This is a genomic window from Streptomyces sp. NPDC002669 (assembly GCF_042889165.1).
Taxonomy (GTDB): domain Bacteria; phylum Actinomycetota; class Actinomycetes; order Streptomycetales; family Streptomycetaceae; genus Streptomyces.
Genome location: NZ_JBIAQQ010000002.1, coordinates 39,809 through 62,884, shown reverse-complemented (window position 1 = coordinate 62,884; position 23,076 = coordinate 39,809). Strand labels below are relative to the sequence as shown.

The 23,076-nt window shown below is 73.6% G+C and carries 8 protein-coding genes; 4 read left to right on the top strand and 4 right to left on the bottom strand.

Features of this window, described 5'->3' with window-relative positions; translation table 11 throughout:
• Positions 1 to 58: 58 nt before the first annotated feature.
• Genes ACFYW1_RS02695 through ACFYW1_RS02685 form a run of 3 tightly spaced genes read right to left on the bottom strand, consistent with a single transcriptional unit; the run spans position 59 to position 18,959 of the window.
• Positions 59 to 697 carry a hypothetical protein gene (locus ACFYW1_RS02695; protein WP_388985968.1) on the bottom strand — a complete coding sequence of 213 codons (639 nt, stop codon included), beginning with the start codon at positions 695 to 697 and terminating at the stop codon, positions 59 to 61.
• Entirely contained in the window at positions 694 to 10,395 is a 9,702-nt protein-coding gene (locus ACFYW1_RS02690) for an amino acid adenylation domain-containing protein (RefSeq protein ID WP_388985966.1), read from the bottom strand. The genes ACFYW1_RS02695 and ACFYW1_RS02690 overlap by 4 nt, the downstream gene beginning before the upstream one ends.
• Entirely contained in the window at positions 10,395 to 18,959 is an 8,565-nt protein-coding gene (locus tag ACFYW1_RS02685; protein ID WP_388985964.1) for an amino acid adenylation domain-containing protein, read from the bottom strand. Before ACFYW1_RS02685 ends, ACFYW1_RS02690 begins: the two co-directional genes overlap by 1 nt.
• Before the next feature lie 577 nt (positions 18,960 to 19,536).
• Here ACFYW1_RS02685 and ACFYW1_RS02680 point away from each other — a divergent pair.
• Together ACFYW1_RS02680 and ACFYW1_RS02675 are read left to right on the top strand one after the other, a co-directional pair.
• Positions 19,537 to 19,875 carry a PadR family transcriptional regulator gene (locus ACFYW1_RS02680; RefSeq protein ID WP_388985962.1) on the top strand — a complete coding sequence of 113 codons (339 nt, stop codon included), beginning with the start codon at positions 19,537 to 19,539 and terminating at the stop codon, positions 19,873 to 19,875.
• Entirely contained in the window at positions 19,872 to 20,825 is a 954-nt protein-coding gene (locus ACFYW1_RS02675; RefSeq protein ID WP_388985960.1) for an HAAS signaling domain-containing protein, read from the top strand. The genes ACFYW1_RS02680 and ACFYW1_RS02675 overlap by 4 nt, the downstream gene beginning before the upstream one ends.
• A gap of 81 nt (positions 20,826 to 20,906) precedes the next feature.
• On the opposite strand, the gene ACFYW1_RS02670 is transcribed toward ACFYW1_RS02675, so the two are convergent.
• Complete coding sequence (locus ACFYW1_RS02670; protein ID WP_388986986.1) at positions 20,907 to 21,668, bottom strand: hypothetical protein; 762 nt, start codon at positions 21,666 to 21,668, stop codon at positions 20,907 to 20,909.
• A gap of 217 nt (positions 21,669 to 21,885) precedes the next feature.
• Here ACFYW1_RS02670 and ACFYW1_RS02665 point away from each other — a divergent pair, with 217 nt between their 5' ends.
• Both ACFYW1_RS02665 and ACFYW1_RS02660 read left to right on the top strand, forming a co-directional pair.
• Positions 21,886 to 22,311: a low temperature requirement protein A gene (locus ACFYW1_RS02665; protein WP_388985958.1), complete on the top strand. Its 426-nt coding sequence runs from the start codon at positions 21,886 to 21,888 to the stop codon at positions 22,309 to 22,311.
• Positions 22,230 to 23,057 (top strand): low temperature requirement protein A, encoded by an 828-nt coding sequence (locus ACFYW1_RS02660; RefSeq protein ID WP_388985957.1) that lies wholly within the window; start codon positions 22,230 to 22,232, stop codon positions 23,055 to 23,057. Before ACFYW1_RS02665 ends, ACFYW1_RS02660 begins: the two co-directional genes overlap by 82 nt.
• The last annotated feature ends 19 nt before the right edge of the window (positions 23,058 to 23,076 follow it).

Genomic DNA, 23,076 nt, shown 5'->3' with positions numbered 1-23,076 from the left:
CGGCCGGTTCCCTTCCCGCTGTTCCCTTCGCTCCGTGCCCTTCCCGTGGGCCGGTCCCTCAGCCCGTCCCGGCCGCGCGGGCCCGGACGCGGCGGCGGACCCCGCGCAGCCAGACGTGGCGGATGCCGCCGCTGCCGGCCCGGATGAGCAGCCAGTACGCGGCGAACAGCCGTCGCGCCCTGCGGTCGGTGCAGCGCACCCGGGTCTCGGTGGTCAGCACCCCCTCGGAGAACCGGAAGTCGAAGGAGGTCAGGATGTGGGCGGGTGCCTCGAAGTCGCGGAACTCCTTCGCCGGGTCGTCCCCCATGGGGACGATGGGCTGCCGGCGCGAGATGCGCTGGATCCCGCCGATCACCAGCTGGCTCTCGGAGCGGTGCAGCATCCGGAAGCCGTTGTCCAGGAACATGTCGAGCACCCGGCCGTCCTTGGGAAAGGGCGTACGGCCCAGGCCCGCCAGGCGCATGACCAGGCGGAAGCTCGGCACCTCGCCCCAGGTCAGGCCGTCGGCCGCGTCGATCACCGCCGCCGCGGGGGCGTCCACCCGCAGCCGGTGGCGCTCGCCGCGGTCCCAGCGCGGGACCAGCTCGTCCAGGACGGGCCGCTCCGGCCCGCCGGCGGAGCCCGTCGCCGGGGAGGCGTCGTCGTCCGTGCCGGGGTGTCCGCCGCCGGTTCCGGTGTCCTGCGGACGCTCGTTCATGACTGGCCTTCCTCGTCGGTGCCGATGCCGGTGCCGAGCCGCTCCGCGAGCAGCCGGCCGATGGCGGCCAGTGGCTCGGGGGCCGTCATCTCGCTGTGCCGGCAGTGGAGTTGGCGGATCTCGATGGTGCCGTCAACGTACGGCAGCCAGTCGTCGATGTGCAGGCCCGCCCGCTCCACCGTGGCGACGAAGAAGAGCACGTCGCCCTCCAGCCGCCGGGGCCGGGCGTGTGCCGCGAGCCGCATGTTGTTCACCATCACCCGGCTCATCGCGGCGACGTGCTGCTCGGTGAGGTCCGCCAGGCTGCTGTGGCCCTGGCGCAGGACCTCCACCACCCCGGCCGGTGTCAGCGGCCCCTCCCCCGCCGCCGCGCGGTCCCGGCCGACGAAGTCGAGCATCATCTCCAGGACCTGTGCGGGATCGGTGACCGGCTCGTACTCGCCCTCGTAGGGGTGCGGGTAGGCGTCCATCATGGCCAGCAGGCCGACCTCCTCGCCGGCCTCCCGGAGCTGGACGGCGATCTCCTGCGCGACGATGCCTCCGAAGGACCAGCCCAGGAGGTGGTAGGGGCCGGTGGGCCGGACCTTGCGGATCTGCTCGACGTAGTCGGCGGCCATCTCCGCGACGGTCTCCGGCAGGGCGTCCGGTTCGGTCAGGCCGCGGGCCTGCACCGCGTACACGGGGTGGCCCGCCAGCTCGGGCAGCAGCCCCGAGTACGGCCAGCCCAGGCCGGCGCCCGGGTGGACGCAGAACACCGGTTCCCGCTCGCCCGCCGCGCGCAGCGGGAAGACCACCGCCAGCGAGGTGTCGGCGCCGCCGGAGCCGTCGAGGCGGGCCACCAGTGCCGCCGGGGTCGGTGCCTCGAACAGTGCCCGTACCGAGAGTTCGCAGCCGAACGTCTCGCGGACCCGGACCATCAGGCCCGCCGCGAGCAGGGAGTTCCCGCCGGTCTCGAAGAACTGGTCGTCCGCGCCGACCTCCGGGACCCCGAGCGCCTGCGCGAACAGTTCGCACATCACGCGCTCGGTCTCGGTCGACGGTGCCCGGCCGTCCCCGGCCCCGGCCCCGGGCGCGGGCAGCGCGCGCCGGTCGACCTTGCCGCTCGTGGTCACCGGCAGCGCGTCCAGGGCGACGACGGCCGAGGGCACCATGTAGGCGGGCAGGGTGCGGGCGGCGGCCTCCCGCAGGTCCGGGCGCCGTTCGACGGGCAGCGCCGGGTCGAACACCGCGTACGCGACCAGGCGCTTGTCGCCGGCGCGGTCCTCGCGCACCTGGACCGTCACCTGCTCGACCGCCTCGACCCGGCCGAGCACGGCCTCGATCTCGCCCGGCTCGATGCGGAAGCCGCGGACCTTCACCTGGTCGTCGGCCCGGCCGACGAACACCAGCTCCCCACGCGCGTTCCACCGCACCACGTCGCCGGTCCGGTACATCCGGCGACCCGTCGGGTCGTACGGGTCGGCCACGAACCGTACGGCCGTCGGGCCGGGCCGGTCCAGGTAGCCGCGTGCCACGCCCGCGCCCGCCAGGTACAGCTCGCCCGGCGCGCCGATCGGGGCGGGGCGCAGGGCGGAGTCCAGGACGTAGGCGCGCATGTTGTCCAGCGGGCGCCCGATCGGCAGGGTGCGGCCGATGTCCTCGGTCATGGCGATCCGGTGCAGGGTCGCGAACGTGGTCGTCTCGGTGGGCCCGTAGGCGTGGCTGAACACGGTGCCCGGGCAGTGTTCGAGGAGTCTGCGCACGCTCTCGGCGGGGACCGAGTCGCCGCCCGAGATCACCTCCCGGACTCCGGCGAGGGCCTCCGGGTGCTCCTGCACCAGCAGCCGGAACAGTCCGGAGGTGAGGAACGCGGTGTCGATCCGCTCCTCCAGCAGCACGTCCCGCAGGTCCGCCAGGTCCAGATCGCCGCTGGGCGCCAGCACCGCCGTCCCGCCGGACAGCAGGGGTGCCCAGATCTCGAAGGTGGCCGCGTCGAACGCCTGCGGCGAGTGCACCAGGACCCGCCTGCGCGCGATCGGGGCGATCGCCCGGTCGTAGGCGAGCGCGATGATGTCGGCGTGCGTGACGGCGACGCCCTTGGGCTCGCCGGTCGAGCCGGAGGTGTGCATCACGTACGCGAGCCGGTCGGCCCGCACCGGCACCCCGAGGTCGTAGTGCGCGCCGTCCGTCCCCTCGTCCACCCGCAGGACCCGGGCCCCGTGCTCGAACCCCGGCTCGGCGTGCGCCGCGTCCACCAGCAGCACCCGCGCGCCGGTGTCCGCCATGACGCGCCGGGACCGTTCCACGGGGTAGCGGTCGTCCAGCGGGACGTAGGCGCCGCCCGCCTTCAGCACCGCGAGCAGCGACACCACGAGGTCCACGGACCGGTTCTGCAGCACCGCGACCCGGTCGCCCGTGACGACGCCCGTCGAGCGCAGCCGGTGGGCCAGCGCGTTGGCGCGGATGTTGAGCTCGCGGTAGGAGGTGTCGCGCCCGCCGCAGCGCACCGCGACCGCGCCGGGCGTGCGCAGCACCTGGTGGGCGAACGTGTCGTGGACCGTGCCCGCGGGCGGCAGTTCGATGGTGGTGGCGTTGAAGCCGTACAGCAGCCGGTCGCGCTCGCCGTCGACGAGCAGGTCGAGGGCGGCCACCGGGGCATCGGGCCGTTCGGCGATCCGGGTGAGGACCCGGATCAGGCGGGCGACCAGGTCCCGGGCCTCGGACTCGCCGTACAGGTCGGACCGGTAGCCCAGGCGCAGGTGCAGTTCCTCGCCCGGGAGTCCGGCCAGGGTCAGCGGATAGTGGGTGGCGTCCCGGCCGTCCACGGCGCCGATGGTGAGGCCGGGGGCCGGTTCGCGCATCGCCTCGGCGTCGAGCGGATAGTTCTCAAGGACCGTGATCGTGTCGAACAGCGGTGCGCAGCCGGTGAGTTGCTGGATCTCCGTGAGGCCGATGTGCTGGTGGTCGAGGAGTTCGGCCTGTTGTGCCTGGAGGCGGCCGAGGAGCTCGCCCAGGGTCTCGGCCGGCTCGATCCGTACCCGTACCGGCAGGGTGTTGATGAACAGGCCGACCATCGACTCGATGCCCGGGATCTCGGCGGGCCGTCCGGAAACGGTGCCGCCGAACACCACGTCGTCCCGTCCGGACAGGGCGGCGAGCAGCAGTCCCCAGGCGCCCTGGAGGACGGTGCTGAGCGTCACGCCCAGTTCGCGGGCGCGGGCGGTCAGCGCGTCGGTCAGCCCGGTGGTGATGCCGACGATCACCTGCTCGGGCACCGCGCTCCGGCCGGCCGGTCCGGCGGGCGCCAGTATCGTCGGCCCCTCCAGCCCGTCCAGGGCCTTCGCCCAGGCCGTGCGGGCCGCGGCGGCGTCGCGTCCGGCCACCCAGGACAGGAACTCCCGGTACGGGGTGGGGGCGGGCGGGGCGGCGGCGCCGAGCGTCCGGTGGGTGTAGAGCCGGAACAGTTCGGCGACCAGCAGCGGCATGGACCAGCCGTCCAGCAGGATGTGGTGGTTGGTGAGCACGATCCGGTGGCGCCCGTCGCCCAGCCGGATCGCCATCAGCCGGATCAGCGGGGGCCGGGCGAGGTCGAAGCGGGTGGCGCGGTCGGCGGTCGCGGTCTGCTCGAACCGTTCGGCGGCGTCCTCCTCGCTCAGCCCGCTCAGGTCCAGCTCCCGCCAGGGGAGTTCGACCTCGGGGAGGACCACCTGGACCGCGCCGCCGGTGCGCTGGCAGAACGCGGAGCGCAGGTTGGCGTGGCGGGCGAGCAGGGCGCGGCCGGCCTCGCGCAGCGCGGTGGTGTCCAGCCCGCCCTCGATGTCGAAGAAGGTCTGGACGATGTAGTCGTCATGGGCGCTCTCGTCGAAGCCCGCGTGGAAGAACAGGCCCTCCTGGAGCGGTGCCAGCGGGACGATGTCCACCAGTTCGGGGAACCGGGCCTCGAACGTCTCGATCTCCCGCTGGGTCAGGGACACCAGGGGCAGGTCGCCCGGGGTGAGTCCGCCCGCGCCGGGCGCCCCGGCGTGGCGCACCAGGGCGGTCAGCGCCCGTTCCCAGGTGTCGAGCAGGTCGCGGACGTCCGGCTCGCCGAGCAGGGCCCGGGGCCAGGCGAGGGTGGCGGACAGGCGCGGTCCGTCGGGGTGGTCCTCGGTCAGCGCGTTGATCTGGAGCGCGTGCGCCAGGGGCAGGTCGCCGTCACCGCCGCCGCCGAGCACGCCCGATTCGGGTGCCGGGGCCCACTCGCCGGGTGTCCCGTCGGCAGTGGCGGAAGCGGGCAGCCGGCCCAGGTAGTTGAAGGCGATCTGCGGGTGTGCGGTGCGGGCGAGTTCGGCCAGGGGGCCTGAGGTGTCCTCGTTGAGGTGGCGCAGCAGCCCGTATCCCATGCCGTTGTCGGGCACCGCGTGCAGTTGTTCCTTGATCCGCTTCAGGGCGGCACCCGCCTCCGGGCCGCCGTCCAGCGCGGCCGCGGTGTCCGTCCCGGTCAGGTCCAGCCGGACCGGCCACATGCTGGTGAACCAGCCGACGGTGCGGGAGAGGTCGACGCCGTCGATCACCGGTTCCCGGCCGTGGCCCTCCAGGTCCACGAGGAGTGCGCCGTCGTCGCCGCCGCGGCGCCGCCGCCAGTCGGTGACGGCCAGGGCGAGGGCGGTGAGCAGTACGTCGTTGGCCCCGGCCCGGAAGGCGGCGGGGAGCGTGGTCAGCAGCGGTCCGGTCACCTCGGGCGGCAGGGTGAGGGAGAGGGTGTTCGCGGTGCGTGCCACGTCCCGGGCCCGGTCCAGCGGGAGGTCGGTGAGCGGGGCGTCGGGCTCCGCCAGGGTCCGTTGCCAGAAGGGGAGTTCGTCCGTCCGGGTGCGGGCGGCCTCGGTCAGGCCCTGGGACCAGCGGCGCAGCGAGGTGGGCACGGGTCCGGGCGCGGGGGTGCGGCCCGCGGCCACCGCCTGCCATGCCTCGGCCAGGTCGGGCAGCAGCACCCGCCAGGACACCCCGTCGACGACCAGGTGGTGGAGTACGAGGAGGAGTCGGCCGGGTTCCCCGTCGGGGGTGTCGAACAGGACCGCCTGCACCATCACCCCGTCGTCGGGGGCGAGTCGGTCGCGGGCCGCCGCGGCCTCCCGGTCGAGGTCGGCGAGCGGGGCGCGGCGCAGCAGTGCGGCGGCCTGGACCGCGCCGCGCGGTGCCACTTCGAGCGACCAGTGCCCGTCCCGGCGGGTCAGTTTCAGCCGCAGGGCGTCGTGGTGGTCGAGGAGCGTCTGGAGGACCGTCGTCAGGGGGCCGCTCTCCAGTCCGGCCGGGGTGGTCACCAGCATGGACTGGCTGAATCCGTCGACCGGGCCGTCCAGTTCGCGCAGCCAGTGCATGATCGGGGTCGGCGGCAGCTCGCCGATGCCCGCGTCCGAGTGCTCGGCGACGACGGGTGCGCGGTCGGTGTCCGCGGCGGCCAGTGCCGCGAGGCCGGCGACGGTCTTCCGGGTGAAGACGTCGCGCGGGGTGAAGACCAGTCCCTCCTTGCGGGCCCGGCTGACCAGCTGGATGGAGGAGATGCTGTCGCCGCCCACGTCGAAGAAGCTGTCGTCCACGCCGACCGCGGGCAGTCGCAGCACCTCGGCGAAGAGCCGGCAGAGGGTTTCCTCGACGGCGGTGTCGGGGCCGCGCCCGCCGGTGGCGGCGGCGAAGTCGGGAGCGGGCAGCGCCTTGCGGTCCACCTTGCCGTTGGGGGTCAGCGGCAGTGCGTCGAGGGTGACGAACGCGGTCGGCACCATGTATTCCGGCAGCCGGTCGCGCACCAGCTCGCGGACGTTTCCGGCGAGGTCGCGGACGGTCACCGGGGTGTTGGCGTGGGCCGCCGGGCCGTCGGGCGGGGCCGGGCAGGTGCCGTGCAGGGGCCGGTCGGCCGATGCGTCGGCGACCAGCACCACGTCGAAGGAGTCCAGTGCCTCGGGTCCGGAGCAGGTGAGGTGGGCCCGGTAGCCGTGCCGGGCGGCGAGGGCGCGGAAGGCGTCCGGTTCGATCGCGGCCGGTCCTTCGGTGAGGGCGCGGCGCACCTCCTCGGCGTCGGCGCCCGAGTCCAGCGCGCGCATCGCGCGGACCTCGGGGGCGGTCCGGGCGTTGGGGACGGCGGTCACCCGGAGCAGTTCGGGGCCGTCGGCGAGCCGGGCGGCGACCTCCTCGACGTCGCGCACCTGCGCGCCCCAGGCGACGGTGGGGGCGTCGGCGGCCGACAGGGGGTCCACCGGATCCTTGCGCAGTACGGCCGCGTACCGGTAGCGGCTCAGTTCGTTGTGGTACGAGGCGCCCTTGAGCTGGATGTCGACGGCGCCGATGCCGTCGATCACGGACGGCAGCGCGGCGAAGTACTCGGGGGCGAGGAGCAGTTCGTTCTCGGCCCGGACGCCCCGGTCGACCGCGGTGCGCAGGGCTCCGGCGTCCGTGCCGGGTTCGGCCCCGGCCAGCCGGACCCCGGTCTGGAAGGCGCGCTGGAGGCGCAGGTCCCGGATGTCGCCCGCGTAGACGGCGCCGCCGGGGGCGAGCAGTTCCACGGCCCGGCGCAGTACGTCGGTGAAGTACTCCGCGTGCGGGAAGTACTGCACCACGGAGTTGATGACGACGGTGTCGAAGTGGCCCCTGGGCAATCCGTCGAAGTCGTGTGCGGGCTGGGTGCGCAGGGTGACCCGGTCGGTGTGCCGGCCGTGCCGTTCCAGGGCGCGTTCCAGGTTGTGGACGGCGACCGGGGACAGGTCGGTGCCCCAGTACTCCTCGACGTGCGGCAGCAGCGGGGCGAGGAGCAGGCCGCTGCCGACGCCGAGTTCCAGGACCCGGCGGGGGCGCAGGGCGCGGATCTGCTCGACGGTGTCGTCGCGCCATGCGCGCATGTCGTCGAGCGGGATGGGCCGTTCGGTGTAACTGCTGTTCCAGCCGCCGAAGTTCTCGCCGAAGCCTCCTGTCGCGGCGTGCTCGGTGTACATCTTGTCGTAGAGGTCGGACCATTCGGAGACCGCTTCGAGTTCGGTGGCCTCGTCGCGCTCGGCGGCCGGCACCAGATAGGCCACCAGCCGTTTGTCGCCCGGCCGGTCCTCGCGCACCACCACGGCGACCTGGCCGACCTGCGGGCTCCTGGCGATGGCGGCCTCGATCTCGCCCGGTTCGATGCGGAAGCCGCGGATCTTCACCTGGTCGTCGGCCCGGCCCAGGTACTCGATCTCGCCCGCGGGGTTCCAGCGGGCGAGGTCACCGGTGCGGTACAGCCGGCCGCCGGGCGGCCCGAAGGGGTCGGCGACGAAGCGTTCGGCGGTGGCGCCGGGCCGGCCGAGGTAGCCGCGCGCCACCCCCGCGCCCGCGATGTACAGTTCGCCCGCCGCGCCGACCGGTACGGGGTGCAGTCCGGCGTCCAGTACGTAGACCCGCATGTTGTCCAGCGGGGTGCCGATCGGCACCGATGCGGGTACCTCGGCGTCCGGCTCCAGGCGGTGCCGGGTGGCGAAGGTGGTGGTCTCGGTGGGCCCGTAGCCGTCCACCAGCACCAGGCCGGGGCAGTGTGCGAAGACCCGTCGGACGGACTCGGCGGGGACGACGTCGCCGCCGGTCCACACCTCGGACACTCCGGCCAGGGCGCCCGGCTTCTCCTCCGCGAGGAGCCGGAACAGGCCCGCGGTCAGCCACAGTCCGGTGACCCGGTGCCGGGCGATGACCTCTTCCAGGGTCGGGATGTCCAGCTCGGCGGGCGGGGCGACCACGACCCGGCCGCCGGACAGCAGCGGCACCCACAGTTCGTAGGTGGCGGCGTCGAACGCCTGCGGGGAGTGCAGCAGCACCCGCCGGTGCGCCCCGGTCCCGAACGAGCGGTCCCGGGCCAGCGCGGCGACGTCGCGGTGGGTCACCCCGACGCCCTTGGGCGTCCCGGTGGAGCCGGAGGTGTACATCACGTACGCCAACTGGCCGCTGTGCGGCACCGGTTCGGGGTCGGTGGTGATGGCGTCGTCGTGCGGCTCGCCGCCCACCACCAGGGTCACCACGCCGGTGAGTTCACCGCTCACATGGGCGGCGTCGGCCAGCACGACGCCGGTGCCGGTCTCGTTGAGGATGTGCGTGAGCCGTTCGGTCGGGTAGCGGTCGTCCAGCGGTACGTACGCACCGCCCGCCTTGAGCACGCCCAGGACGGAGACGACCAGGTCGACGGAGCGGTCCTGGAGGATCGCCACCGGTTCCTCGGGGCGGATGCGCATCCCGGTCAGCCGGTGCGCCAGGGCGTTGGCTCGGGCGTTCAGTTCGGCGTAGGTGATCTCCTCGTCCCCGAAGCCGACCGCGATCGCGTCGGGGGTGCGGGCCACCTGCTCCGCGAAGAGTTCCGGCAGCGAGCGGTCGGGCAGCGGGTTCGCGGTGTCGTTCCACGCGTGCAGCACCCGGTGCCGCTCGGCGGGGGCCGGCCCCCGGGCGGCGCCCAGCGGGCGGTCGGGTTCGGCGGCGAAGGTCTCCAGGAGCCGCCGGGCGCGGTCCGCGACGCCCCGTGCGCTCTCGCCGTCGATCAGGTCGTGGCGGTAGTCGAGGCGCAGGTGCATCCGGCCCTCGACGACCGCGGCGAAGAAGGTCAGTACGTAGTGCGCGGCGTCGCGCCCCTCCAGGCCGAGGATGCGCAGGTCGTCGCCGATGGTGCCCTGGAGGGCGTCGGGGTCGACGGGGTAGTTCTCCAGCACCATGTTGGTGTCGAACAGCTCGCCGGTGCCCACCAGGTTCTGGATGCTGCTGAGCCCCAGGTGCTGGTGCGGGAGCAGGCGCACCTGCTCGTCCTGGACCCGCCGGAGCAGGTGGGCCAGCGGTTCGTCGGCGCGGGTGCGCACCCGTACCGGCACGGTGTTCACGAAGAGTCCGACCATGGACTCCATGCCGGGCAGCTCCGGGGGCCGGCCGGAGACGGTGGTGCCGAACACCACGTCCTGACTGCCCGTCAACTCGCCGACGAGCACGCCCCACACGCCCTGGACGACGGTGTTCAGGGTGAGTCCGAGGCTCCGTGCGGAGGCGACCAGGGCGGTGGTCTCCTCCTCGGTCATGGTGACCACGAGCTTGCTCGGCACCACCGCGGTCCGTTCCGGGTCCGCCGGGGCGACCAGGGTGGGTCCGGTGACCCCGTCCAGCGTCTCCCGCCAGGCCGCCACCGCGGCGTCCCGGTCCTGCCCGGCCAGCCAGTCCAGGTAGTCGCGGTACGGCGTGGCCGGGGCCGGTTTCGTCGCGGGGTCCGCGTAGGTCGCGAAGAGTTCGCCGACCAGGATCGCGGTCGACCAGCCGTCCAGCACGATGTGGTGGTTGGTGAGCAGCAGCCGGCAGCGCTCCCCGCCCGTCCGCACGACGGTCAGGCGCAGCAGCGGCGGGCGGTCCAGGGCGAACCGCCGGGTGCGGTCCTCGTCGGCCAGCCGGTCGAGCTCCTCCTCCAGGGCGGCCCCCTCCAGTCCGGACAGGTCGTGCTCGACGACCTTGACCGGTACCTCGCTGAGCACGGCCTGCACCGATTCGCCGCTCCTGCGCTGGCGGAACGCGGTGCGGAGGCTGTCGTGCCGGTTGATCACCCGGGTGGCGGCCCCGGTGAGGCGGTCGACGTCCAGCGGTCCTTCCAGGTCGAAGGCGAGCTGCACGGTGTAGACGTCGGTGCCGTCGTCGTACATCGAGTGGAAGAGCAGTCCCTCCTGCACCGGAGACAGGGGCAGTACGTCCACCAGGCGGGGCTTCATCAGGACTCCCAATCGCTGAGCAGGTCGATCTCGAATTCGTCGATCTCGTCCTGGCTCATGGCCACCGACAGATCGGAGGGGGTGACGCCGCCGGCGTCGGGCCGTTCGGCGTGCCGGGCCAGCGTCGTGAGCGCCCGGAGCCAGGTGTCCACCAGGTCGCGGACGTCGGACTCGGGCAGCAGGGCGGACGGCCAGGCGGTCACCACGGACAGCCGGGCCCCCTCGGCGCCGTCCTCGACCAGGGCGCTGAACTCCAGCAGGTGGGCCAGCGGGATGTCGGGGTCGACGCCGCGGGCGGCGCCGGACAGGGCGTCGTCGCCGATCACCATGGCCCAGTCGGCGTCCTGCGCCGCGGGGAAGCGGCCCAGGTAGTTGAAGCCGATCTGGGGGGCGGGCAGCGCCGACAGCTCCCGTCCGGCCTCGGGGTCCAGGTAGCGCAGCAGCCCGTAGCCCAGGCCCTTGCCGGGCAGCGCGCGCAGTTGTTCCTTGACCTGTTTCAGGCTGCGGGCGAGCGCGTCGCCGTCCTCGGGCGCCGTCGCTCCCGCGTCCACCCGCACCGGGTGGAGGGTGGTGAACCAGCCGACGGTGCCGGAGACGTCCAGGGACTCGGCGGTGTCCCGGCCGTGGCCCTCCAGGTCGAGCAGCACCTCGGTGCCGGCACCGAGGCCCAGCCGGCGCCGCCAGTCCGCGAGCGCCGCGGCGAACGCGGTGAGCAACACGTCGTCGACGCCGCAGGAGAACGCCGTCGGCAGGGTGCCGAGCAGGGGCGCCGTCGCCTCCGCCGGGAGGGTGGCCACCAGGTGGCGCGAGGTGCCCAGCACGTCCCGGGTCCGGTCGAGGGGGCGTTCGCCGAGCAGCGGGTCGGGGCCGGCGAGCACGGCCCGCCAGGTCGGCAGCTCGGCCTGGAGCGCGGGTTCGTGGGCCAGGGCGGCGATGTGCTGCGCCCAGCGCCGGTAGGAGGTGCGCACCGGGGTGAGGGCCGAGCCGTCGCCGGTGTTCCAGGCGGCGGCGAGGTCGGCCACCAGGATGCGCCAGGACACGCCGTCGACGACCAGGTGGTGCGCGACCGCCAGCAGCAGTCCGGGCCGTCCGGGTCCGGCGTCGAACCACACCAGCCGGATCATCCGGCCCTCGTCGGGCACGAGCCGGATCTCCGCGGCGTGGCCGTCGATCACGGAGTCCAGCTGGTCGGCCGGGACCGCGGAGACGTCCACCCGCAGCAGGCAGTCGGCCGCGTCCAGGGTGCCGGGTTCCTGGGCGGTGAGCGTCCAGCCGCTGCCGTTGGCCGCGTACGTCCGGCGCAGCCGCAGGACGTCGTGGTGGTCGAGCACCGCCTGGAGGGCCGCGGTCAGCCGGTCGGGGCCGGGGTCGGCCGGGACGCGCAGCAGCATCGACTGGGTGAACCCGGCGGACGGGCCGCCGCGTTCGCGCATCCAGTGCACGATCGGCGGTACCGGTATCTCGCCGGTGCCGATGTCGGCCGCGTCGGCGAGCGCGTCCACCGTGTCGACGGGGCGGGCGACGGCGGCCAGCGCGGCCATGCTGTCCTGCTGGAACATGTCGCGCGGGGTGATCAGCAGCCCCGCCTTCCGGGCCCGGCTGACCAGCTGGATGGAGACGATGCTGTCGCCGCCGATCGTGAAGAAGTGGTCGTCGGGGCCGACGTGCGGCAGTCCGAGCAGTTCCTCGACCAGGCCGCAGAGCAGCCGCTCCGCGTCGGTGCCGGCGGTCTGCTCCGAGGGGGCGGCGAGCTGCGGCTCCGGCAGCGCGGCCCGATCCAGTTTGCCGCTGGGGCCGAGCGGCATCCGCTCCAGTTCCACGAAGGCGGCCGGGACCATGTAGTCGGGCAGTTTCGCAGCGGCGTGGGCGCGCAACTCCTGGGTGTCGAGGGGGTTTTCGGGGTCCCCCACCACGTAGGAGACGATCCGTCTGATGCCCGCCCGGTCCTCGCGGGCGAGGGTGGCGGCCTCGCGCACCCCGGGGAACCCGGCCAGCACGGCGTCGATCTCGCCCGGTTCGATGCGGAAGCCGCGGACCTTCACCTGGCTGTCGGTGCGGCCGAGGTATTCGATCTCGCCGTCCGCGGTCCAGCGGGCCAGGTCCCCGGTGCGGTACATCCGCTCGCCGGGGGCGCCGAAGGGGTTGGCGACGAACCGTTCCGCGGTGAGTCCCGGACGGCCCAGGTAGCCGCGGGCCAGGCCGGCCCCGGCCAGGTACAGCTCGCCGGTGCTTCCGACGACCACCGGTTCCAGCGCCGCGTCCAGGACGTAGGCGCGGGTGTTGGTGACGGGCCGGCCGATCGGCGGTGCCGTGTCGACGTCGAGGCCGGGGTCGGCGTACCAGGCCGTGGCGTACACGGTGGCCTCGGTGGGGCCGTAGATGTTGGCGATCCGGACGCCGGGGAGCGCCGCGCGGATGTCGTGGACCAGGTGGGCGGGCAGTGCCTCGCCGGCCAGGACGACGGTGCCCGCTTCGGCGGGCGGGGGCGACTGGGCCAGGATCGGTGCCACCGCCGAGGGGACGCCGCTGATCAGTGTGCCCGTCCAGGGCCCGTCCGGCCGGTCGAGGAGTGCGGTGAGGTCGCGGACGATGTCGACCCGGCCGCCCGCGAGCAGGGTGCCGAACAGTTCGAAGACGGAGACGTCGAAGTTGAGCGAGGTGGAGAAGAGGGTGCGGGCCAGCGCGTCGGGGCCTAGCGCCTGCCCCGCCCACAGGGCCAGGTCCACCGCCGAGGCGTGGGAGACCACCACGCCCTTGGGCCGGCCGGTGGAGCCGGAGGTGTGGATGGCGTACATGGCGTGCTGCGGCAGCAGTGGCCGGACGCGTTCGGTGTCGGTCGGGTTGTGGTCGGGCAGGTGGGCCGTCGGCAGGTCCGCGAGGTCGGTCAGGACCAGGGCGGGTGCCGCGTCCGCGAGCATGAACGCGACCCGGTCGGCCGGGTGGTCGGGCGAGACCGGTAGGTAGGCCGCGCCCGCCTTGAGCACGCCGAGCACGGCGACCACCAGGTCCGGGGTGCGCGGCATGGACACCGCGACGAAGTCCTCGGGGCCGATGCCCCGGCGGATCAGGTGGTGCGCCAACCGGTTGGCGCGGGCGTTGAGTTCGGCGTAGCCGAGGACTTCGCCGGTCCGGCCGGCCGCGGTGACGGCCTCGGCGTCGGGCGTGCGGTAGGTCTGGAGCTCGAACAGGGCGGGGACGGTGGTCGCCGGGAGGGGGCGGTCGGTGCGGTTCCACTCGACGAGCACCTGGTGCCGGTCGCCGGGACGGTCGAGGGGCAGTCTGCCCAGTGGCGTCCCGGGATCCGCGGTGGCCGCGTCGAGCAGCCGGACCAGCCGGGCGGCCAGCAGGTCGGCGGTGTCCCGGTCGAACAGGTCGGTCGCGTACTCCAGTACGCCGTCCAGACCGGCCGGGGCGCCGTCGGCGGCGCGCCGTTCGGTGAGGTCCAGGGTGAGGTCGAACTTGGCACTGCGGCGCGGGACGGGGTGGGGCCGGACGTCGAGGCCGGGCATCCGCACCTCGGTGCCGGGGTCCTCCTGGAAGGCCAGCATCACCTGGAACAGCGGGTGGCGGGCGAGCGAGCGGGGCGTCCGGAGCACCTCCACCAGTCGGTCGAACGGCACGTCCTGGTGTCCGAAGGCGGTCAGGTCGGCCTCGCGGACCCGGTCCACCAGCTCGCCGAAGCCCGGGTTGCCGGAGGTGTCGGTCCGCAGCACCAGTGTGTTGACGAAGAAGCCGACGAGGTCTTCCAGCGCCTCGTCGGGGCGGCCCATGACGGGGCTGCCCACGGGGATGTCCGTGCCGGCTCCCAGCCGGGTCAGCAGTGCGGCCAGGCCCGCCTGGAGCACCATGAAGACGCTGGCTCCTCGTCTTCGCGCCAACTCCGCAATGCGGGTGTGCAGTTCGCTGTCCAGGGAGATGTCGACGGTGTCCCCGCGGTGCGAGGCGACCGGCGGCCTGGGCCGGTCGGCGGGCAACTCGATCCGGTCCGGTATCCCGCTCAACACCTCGGACCAGTGGGCGAGTTGTCCGGCGAGCCGGCTGTCCGGGTCGTCCTCCGCGCCCAGCAGCCCGTGCTGCTGGAGGGTGTGGTCGGCGTACTGGACGGGCAGTGGCGTCCAGCGCGGTGCGGTGCCCGCCCGGCGGGCGGCGTAGGCGGTGGCGAGGTCGCGGGTGAGCGGCCCCAACGACCATCCGTCGCAGGCGATGTGATGGATCACCAGTGACAGCACGTGCTGCTCGGTGGGTTCGCCGTCGGCCGTCCCGGACGGTGCCGTCTCGATCAGTTCGGCACGCCACGGCGGCTCGGCCGACAGGTCGAAGCGGGTCGCGGCGGCCGTCGCCAGGATCTCCACGAGCTCGTCGTCGGCGGCGCGGCGGACCACGAGCGTGGGCGCCGTGGCCACCGGCGAGTCCAGCACCAGCTGGTGGGGCACCCCGTCCACGTCGGGGAAGACGGTGCGCAGGCTCTCGTGCCGCAGGGCCACGTCGCCCAGCGCGAGCCGCAGCGCCTCCCGGTCCAGTCGGCCGGAGAGCCGCAGCGCGAAGGGGACGTTGTAGGTGCCCGGCGAGGACGGCCCGGATTCCAGGCGGCTGAGGAACCACAGCCGGCGCTGCCCGGCGGAGAGCGGCACCCGTTCGGGGCGCGGCTCCCGCCCGGCGGCCGGCTCGCCGGTGGCGGCGAGGCGGTCGGCCACCACCCGGGCGATCTCCGCGAGCGGGGCCGGCTTCAGGAGGTCGGTGTGGGCCCGTTCGACGAAGTGCACCTCGATCTCGCCGTCCACGTACGGCTGCCAGGTCTGCGGTGTCGGGGAGAACGCGACCTTGTCCAGGGTCGCCACGAAGAACAGCATGTCCCCGGTGAAGCGCCGCGGCCGGTACCGTCGCATCAGCTCGCCGGCCTCGCCGTAGACGCGGGCCATGGCGGTGATGTCCTGCTCGCCGAGGCCGGCCAGGGCGCTGTCGAGTTTCCACAGCAGTTCCACGACCCGCTGGAACTCCAGCGGTTCGGGGCCCAGCCGGCGCCGGTCGAAACCGGCGAAGTCGAGCAGGGTCGCCATGATCTCCTGCTCGTCCAGCGGTGGCAGTTCGAGTCCGGGGTAGGCGTCCAGGACGGCCAGCAGCCCGACCTCCTCGCCCTCCTCCTGGAGCCGGGTGGCGATCGCCTGGGCGACCACGCCGCCGGAGGACCAGCCGAGCAGGTGGTACGGGCCGGACGGCTGCGCCTTGCGCATCTCGGCGATGTACGCGGCGGCCATCTCCTCGATGGAGTCCGGCGCGGCAGAGGCGTCCCGCAGACCGTGGGCCTGGAGCCCGTAGATCGGGCGTTCGGCCTCCACGTGGCGCAGGAAGCCGGAGTAGATCCAGCTCAGCCCGGCGGCCGGGTGCACGCAGAACAGCGCGGGCAGTTCGCCGTGCGGGCGCAGCGGCAGCAGGACGTCGAGCGAGCTGTCCCGGTCGCCGTCGCGGGCGACGTGCTCGGCGAGACCGGCCACCGTGGGGGCGGCGAACAGCGCGGCGATGCCGACGTCCACGCCGAAGGCGGCGCGGATCCGGCCGGCGAGCCGGGTGGCGAGCAGCGAATGGCCGCCGAGGTCGAAGAAGCTGTCGTCGATGCCGACCCCGGCCACGTCGAGCACCTCGGCGAACAGCCGGCAGAGGATCTCCTCCTGCGGGGTGCGCGGGCCCCGGCCGCCGGAGGCGGTGAACTCCGGGGCGGGCAGTGCGCGGGCGTCCAGCTTGCCGTTGGCGGTGAGCGGGAGGGAGTCCATCGGCACCACCGCCGAGGGGACCATGTGGTCCGGCAGCGACCGGCCGGCGAACTCCCGCAGCCCGTCCAGGGTCCGGCCGTCGGCCGGTACCGCGTAGGCGACCAGCCGCCTGTCTCCCCGCTGGTCCTCGCGGGCGATCACGGCGACCTGGGCGACGGCCGGGTGTGCGGACAGCACCGACTCGATCTCGCCCGGTTCGATCCGGAAGCCGCGGATCTTGACCTGGGCGTCGGCCCGGCCGACGAACTCCAGCCTGCCGTCGCCGGTCCACCGGGCCACGTCGCCGGTCCGGTACATCCGGGTGCCGGGCGGTCCGAACGGGTCGGCCACGAAGCGTTCGGCGGTGGTGCCGTGGCGGCCCAGGTAGCCGCGGGCCAGGCCCGTGCCGGAGACGTACATCTCCCCCGCCACGCCCGGCGGCACCGGTCGCAGGGCGTCGTCCAGGACGTGGACGGCGAGGTCGGGGATGGGGCCGCCGATGACGCTGCCCCGGCCCCCGGCGGCGACGGCCGCGTCGAGGGCGATGTGGGAGACGTGCACCGTGGTCTCGGTGATGCCGTACATGTTGGCCAGGACCGGAGCGGTGTCGTCGTGCCGCGCGTACCAGTCGCCCAGCCGCCACAGGTCCAGTGCCTCGCCGCCGAACACCACGGAGCGCAGGGCCAGTCGGGCGGAGAGTTCGGGGTTCTCGGCGTCCGCGCGCATGAGCTGGTAGAAGGCCGACGGGGTCTGGTTGAGCACGGTCACCCGTTCGTCGACGAGCAGCCGCAGGAACCGTTCCGGGGAGCGGCTGGTCGCGTGGGGCACCACCACGAGCCTGCCGCCGTGCAGCAGCGGGCCCCAGATCTCCCAGACCGAGAAGTCGAAGGCGTAGGAGTGGAACATCGTCCAGACGTCGTCGTCGTCGAAGCCGAACCAGTGCCGGGTGCTGTCGAAGAGCCGCACCACATTGGCGTGCGGGACCACGACGCCCTTGGGCCGGCCGGTCGATCCCGAGGTGTAGATGACGTACGCGGGCGTGGCCGGGGTCAGGGGTGCGCCGCGGTCGGCGTCGGTGGGCGCGCTCGCCGGGAAGCCGGCGAGCGCCGCCCCGGTGCGGGGGTCGGCGAGGTCCACGGTGGGTGTCCCGGGCCGGTCGCCGCCGTCGGCGGTCACGACCAGGGCCGGTGCCGCGTCCGCGAGCATGAACGCGATCCGGTCGGCCGGGTAGTCCGGGTCCAACGGCACATACGCGGCACCGGACTTGATGACCGCGAGCAGGGCGACGACCATCTCCGCCGAGCGCGGCACCGCGAGCGCCACGAAGCCCTCGGGCCCGGCCCCTCGGGAGATCAGCAGGTGCGCCAGCCGGTTGGCCCGCTCCTCCAGCTCCGCGTAGGTGAGTTCGGTTCCCTCGAAGGAGACGGCGACCTTCTCCGGCACCCGGGCGGCCTGCGCGGAGAACAGTTCCGCCAGGTTGCCGTGCGCACCGCCGTGCCGGACCGGGGCGGCGGTGCCCGGCAGGCCGGCCGTGCCGGCCGGGTCGATGCGGCCGACGAGCGCCTGCGGTCCGGCCGCCGCGAGCCGGTCCAGGAAGGCCAGGAAGCGTTCCTGGTGCGCCTCGATCAGCTCGTCCGGGTACAGGTCCGGGTTGGCGTCGAAGTCGATCTGGAGGCCGTCGGCGTCACCGCGGTCGTAGACGATCACGGACAGGTCGTCGGCGGGGCCGATGCAGAGGTTGTGGACGGTGCTGCGGTGCGGGCCGAAGCGCAGGTCGTAGTCGAACATCATGATGTTGATCTGCGGGCCGATCAGCCGCTGGTCGTCCTCCAGCAGCCGCAGGTCGCGGCGCAGGTCCTCGTACCGGTAGCGCTGGTGGCGCATCGCCGCGCGCATCCGGCCGTGGGTGTGCGTCAGCAGTTCGGCCACCGTCATTGCCGGGCGGGCCGACAGCCGCAGCGGCAGCACGTTGGAGACCATGCCGGGCACGGACCTGGCCGCCCTGCCCAGCCGGGTGGTGACGGGCAGCCCGAGCACCACCTCGGACTGGCCGGTCATCCGCTGGAAGTACGCGGCGCTCGCGGCCGGTACCAGCGCCGGCCACGGCACCTCCGCCGCCCGTGCCAGCTCCCGCAGCCGGCGGGTGCTCGCCGCGTCCAGCCGCGCCGTGCGCCGGGCGAGCCGCCGGGCCGTGCCCGGCCGCTTCCCCGACATGCTCACCGGCTCGGTCCGGCCGGCCAGTTCGGCCACCCAGTGATCGCGGTCGTCGGTGAACCGCTCGGAGCGGCGGTACTCCTGGTCGAGGGCGACGAGTTCGGCCAGCGGTGCGAACGGGGTCGGGGGCACCTCCTCGCCCGCGACCAGTGCCGTGTACACCGCCGCCACCCGCCGGGCGATCATCGCGACGGTGAAGCCGTCGACGGCGATGTGGTGGTAGTGGTGCAGCCAGAACCATCGGTCCGGTCCGGCCCCGAACAGCGCGAAGCGGAACAGTGGTTCGGCCGTCAGGTCGACGGTCCGCGCCAGCGAGGCGCGCATCCGGGCCTCGGCCGCGGCCCGCGGGTCCGCCTCCCCGCCGAGGTCCACGACCTCCAGCCGCCACTCCCGGGCGGGCTCGACGAACTGGCGCGGCCCGTCCTCGGTCTCCACCACCCGGACGCGCAGCGCGTCGGCCTCCCCGACCACCCGTCGCAGCGCGGCCTCGAACAGCCCCGTGTCCACCGCGCCGTGGATCTCCAGGTACTCGCCCGCGTTGTAGACGGTGTTGGCCGGGTCGAGCCGTTGTGCGTAGAACATGCCCGCCTGAGCAGCGGTCAATGGCAGGAGGGAGTCCCCGTGGACAGACATGCGCCCTCTAACTCTCGACTGTTTGGCCGGGCGACAGGTGGTCAGGTCCTGTGGCCGGGCGGGGTCGGCTGAGCGCACACGGACACCGCCGCCAGGAGTGGTGAGGTCGGTGGCGACGACGATGTGTGCGGGGCAGGCGTGATGCGTGGGGGCCCACCGCTTTCATGTAAGTCAGTGCGCCCATACCGGGGCAAGCGCGTTGCAGGAAGATGTCAGCACGAAACCGTCACCGGCATACGAAAACCGGGCACTCGGCGCGAGAGCACCGTCAGAGAAGGTGACTGGCCGTCATGTTCCGCTGCACAAAGGCGAGAAGCTGCCGAACGGACGAGGTGCGCGGGAGCGTGCGGAGGGGATTCCGCCCCGACATCGACACCGCGGCGCGACACCGGAACCACAACACGGCGCCGGAGCAACGACGCGACGCCGGAACCACAACGCGACGCCGGAACCGTGAGGCGCCATCGGCACCATGACGTACCACCAGGAACACGGCACGACACCGGCGACGCGACATTAGTGTGCGGCACACAGTATCGTGTGACGCGTGGGCACCGATGAACTGATCCTCAGCCAGGCCCAGGAGCTGCGCCGCGGCACGGTCGTCCTGGCCTGCCTGGCACTCCTGGAGGAGCCGCAGTACGGCTACGCGCTCCTGGAGACTCTCGGCGACGCCGGCGTCTCCGTCGACGGCAACACCCTCTACCCGCTGCTGCGCCGCCTGGAGAAACAGGGGCTGCTCATCAGCGAGTGGAACACCGAGGAGACCAGGCCGCGCAAGTTCTACCGGGTCAGCCCCGAGGGGGCCCGGGTCCGCACCGGACTGCTGCGCGAGTGGCAGGACCTCTGCACCTCGATATCACGACTGACCAGGGGGGACCGTTGAGCAAGTCACAGGTGGCCGGCACCGGCACACTGACCGACCGTTACGTGGTGGAGGTCGTCCGGCGCATACCGGCCGACCAACGCGCCGACGTGGCGGACGAGTTGCGCGCCACGATCGCCGACACCGTCGAGGCCCGCGACCCGGCCGCCCCGGAGGCCGCCGAGCGCGAGGTGCTCACCGAGATGGGCGACCCGGTCCGGCTCGCCGCCCGGTACGCCGACCGGCCGCTCGCACTGATCGGGCCCGGCCTCTACCCGACGTACACCCGGCTCCTCACGGTCCTGCTGTCCACCGTGCTGCCCGCGGTCACCGTCCTGGGCGCGGTGCTCGACGTACTGGACGGCCGGGACATCGGCGAGGTGATCGGCGGGGCGGTCGGGACGCTGCTCGTCGTCGGCGCCCAGATGCTCGCCTGGCTCACCGTGGTGTTCGCCCTGATCGAGCGGTCCGGCAGGCTGCCCGGCGCGATCGGCCGGACCTGGACGCCCGACGACCTCCCCGACCCCGTCGCGCCGAAGAAGCGCGACCCGGCGGTCTACGCCCGGGTGGCGTGGCACGCGCTACTGATCGCCCTGATCGTCTGGCAGCACACCGCACAGCCGTACCGGACCGACGGCGGCACCCACCTCGACGTACTCGCCCCGGATCTGTGGTCGGGATGGATCTGGCCGATCCTGGCCGGGCTCGCCGGCCTCGTGGCGCTCGACGTGATCCGGTCCGTGCGGGCGTGGACGCCTTCGCGGGCGCTCTGGAACGTCGGCGCCGAGGCGGCCTTCGCACTGCCGCTGGTGTGGCTCCTGTACCGGCAGGAGCTGTTCAACCCGGCCTTCCTGGCCGATGTCAACGGTGGCCGGCAGACCCCGCAGTCCTTCTACACCGTGACGGCGGTGGTGGTACTGGCGGTGAGCGCGGGCGACGTGGTGAAGCGGTTCCGCGAGGCACGGGGCTGATCCAGCGTCAACTCCAGGATCCCCAGAGGAAGTACGTCGCTCCCGGGGCGATCCCGCCCGGCCCCGTCCGGACCCGGCGAGTCACCACTGCTGGGGGACCGGGCTCGCGCCGGTGAGTTCGGTCCACCGCTCCAGCTCCTCGGCGTGGCCACCGGCCGCGGTCGCCCGGGCGACCGCGGCCGCCGCATCGGGCGTGGGCCCGCCGTCGCGGGAGAGCAGCGTCAGCGGCCAGGCCGGGGCGTCCGATCCCGCTCCGTCGAGGGGGTGCCACTCCCAGGCCGCGTCGAACCGCCAGACCTGCCCGTTCCGGTCGGTGACCTCGTCGCCCGGTTCGAGGAAGGCGTAGGGGCGGAAGAGCAGTTCGAAGCGGATCGGTTCGTCGCCGGCCGGGTCGAACGCGTAGCCCTGGTCCTCGAATTCGGGGTCATGGGTCTCGCCCTGCCGCAGGACCTCCAAGTAGGTCGCGGGCCGCGGCAGCCGCCCGGTCACCCGGGGCGGATCGAAGTGATGCACCGTCAGGACGTGTACCACGGTCGGGGGGATACCCACCCGGCAGGTGTCCTCCGGCTTCAACTCGGTCTCGGCCGGCCGCGTCCGGAAGAGCTCCCACTCGTGGGCCTCGGGCAGCGGAAGCGCCCGCCGGCCGTTCCATCCGAAGTTCTCCGCCTGCGGGTCCACCTCCGACCAGGGCCACCGCACGGAGACGTGGAAGCGGGAGACATCGGCGACCGTGGTCCCGGTGAACGGGCATTCCAGCTTCAGCACGTCGCCCGGCCGGAACCGGACATCACGACCGCCCATGCCCGGCCTGTCCGCCCCGGCCCCGTCCGCCTCACTGTTCATCACGTCGCATCCTCCTCGTGGTTCGGAGCGATCATCACAGAAACGGCTCGGCAGAAGCGGCACGGTGAGGGAAGTGCGATGGAGTGCGACAGGCCATTCGTCGCATAGCCGCCCGAACCGATTCCTCCCATTCGGGAAACCGGGAAGTCCTCTCCTGTGACGGGTGACGTGCGTGCTCGTACGGGGGGGGAGAAGCAACGACGCGGGCCGGATGCGCATGACTGCACGGCGTGAGGGTCACGGGATGGTGACCAGCGGCGAAGGCCACCGGGTGACGTCTGCCGAGCTCTTCTTCGACCTCGCCTTCGTCCATGCCATCACCCGGGTCACCTCCCTGGTGGCGGCGGACCCGACACCCACGCGACTGCTCGGCGCCGGTGTGGTGCTCGCCCTGTTGTGGTGCTGCTTCGCCTGGCCGGGCAATGTGGTACGGGCCGACACCGGCGCGCTCTTCGGTGTACTCGTGGTGGTGAGGGCGGGTGTGTTCACCGTTTCGCTCACCGTTCCGGAGGTGTACGCGGACGCCCCCGGCGGCGTGAGCGCCCCGCGGGCGTTCGTGCTGTGCTACGGCGCCTTCCGGGCACTGCACCTGGTCGCCCACCGGATCGCCCGCCCCGGGGACGCCCGGCTGCGGGCCACCTGACCTCGCTGCTGCCGCCGTTCCTCATTCTGCTGCTGGGCAGTTCCTTCAACGGCCTCACACAGATCCTGATCTGGCTGGGCGCGGCCGCCGTCGACTACGCCGCCATCTACGTCCTGCGCGGCTCGGGCCGGCAGGCGGCCGCGCCCGGGCGCTTCGCCGAACGCCACGGCCTGATCGTGGTCATCGCCCTGGGCGAATCCATCGTGGCGGTCGGGGTCGGCGCCCGCGGCCACCCGCTGACGTACCCGGTCCTGGCCGCTGCGGTCGGGGTGCTGCTGATCGCCGCCACGTTGTGGCTGCTGTACTTCCGGCAGCTCAGCGCCGACGCGGAGGCCGGCAGCCTCGCGGCGGGGGGCGACACCCGCACCCGGCTCGCCGGCGAGGTGTACACCTTCCTCCACCTGCCCCTCGTCGGCGGCATCGTGCTCACCGCCCTCGGCGTGGAGAGCCTGTTGCACCAGGTCGCCGATACCGAACACTACGACCTGTCGGAGCCGCTGCACGGGCTGTCCGCGTGGGCGCTGGGCGGTGGCGTCGGGCTGTTCCTGCCGGGAATGGCCGCGATCCGGATCCGGATCGACGCCCGCCCCTGCGCGGTGCTGTTCCTGGGCGGGGCGCTCTGCCCGGTCGCCGGTGCCGGCGTCGTGCACGTCCCCGGGCTGCTCGCCCTCGCACTGCTCGCCGCGCTGGTGGCGGCGGTCGCCGTTCTGCACGGCCGTGCGGTGCGCACCGGCACGGCCGCGTAGTACACCCGGCCGGGGGGCG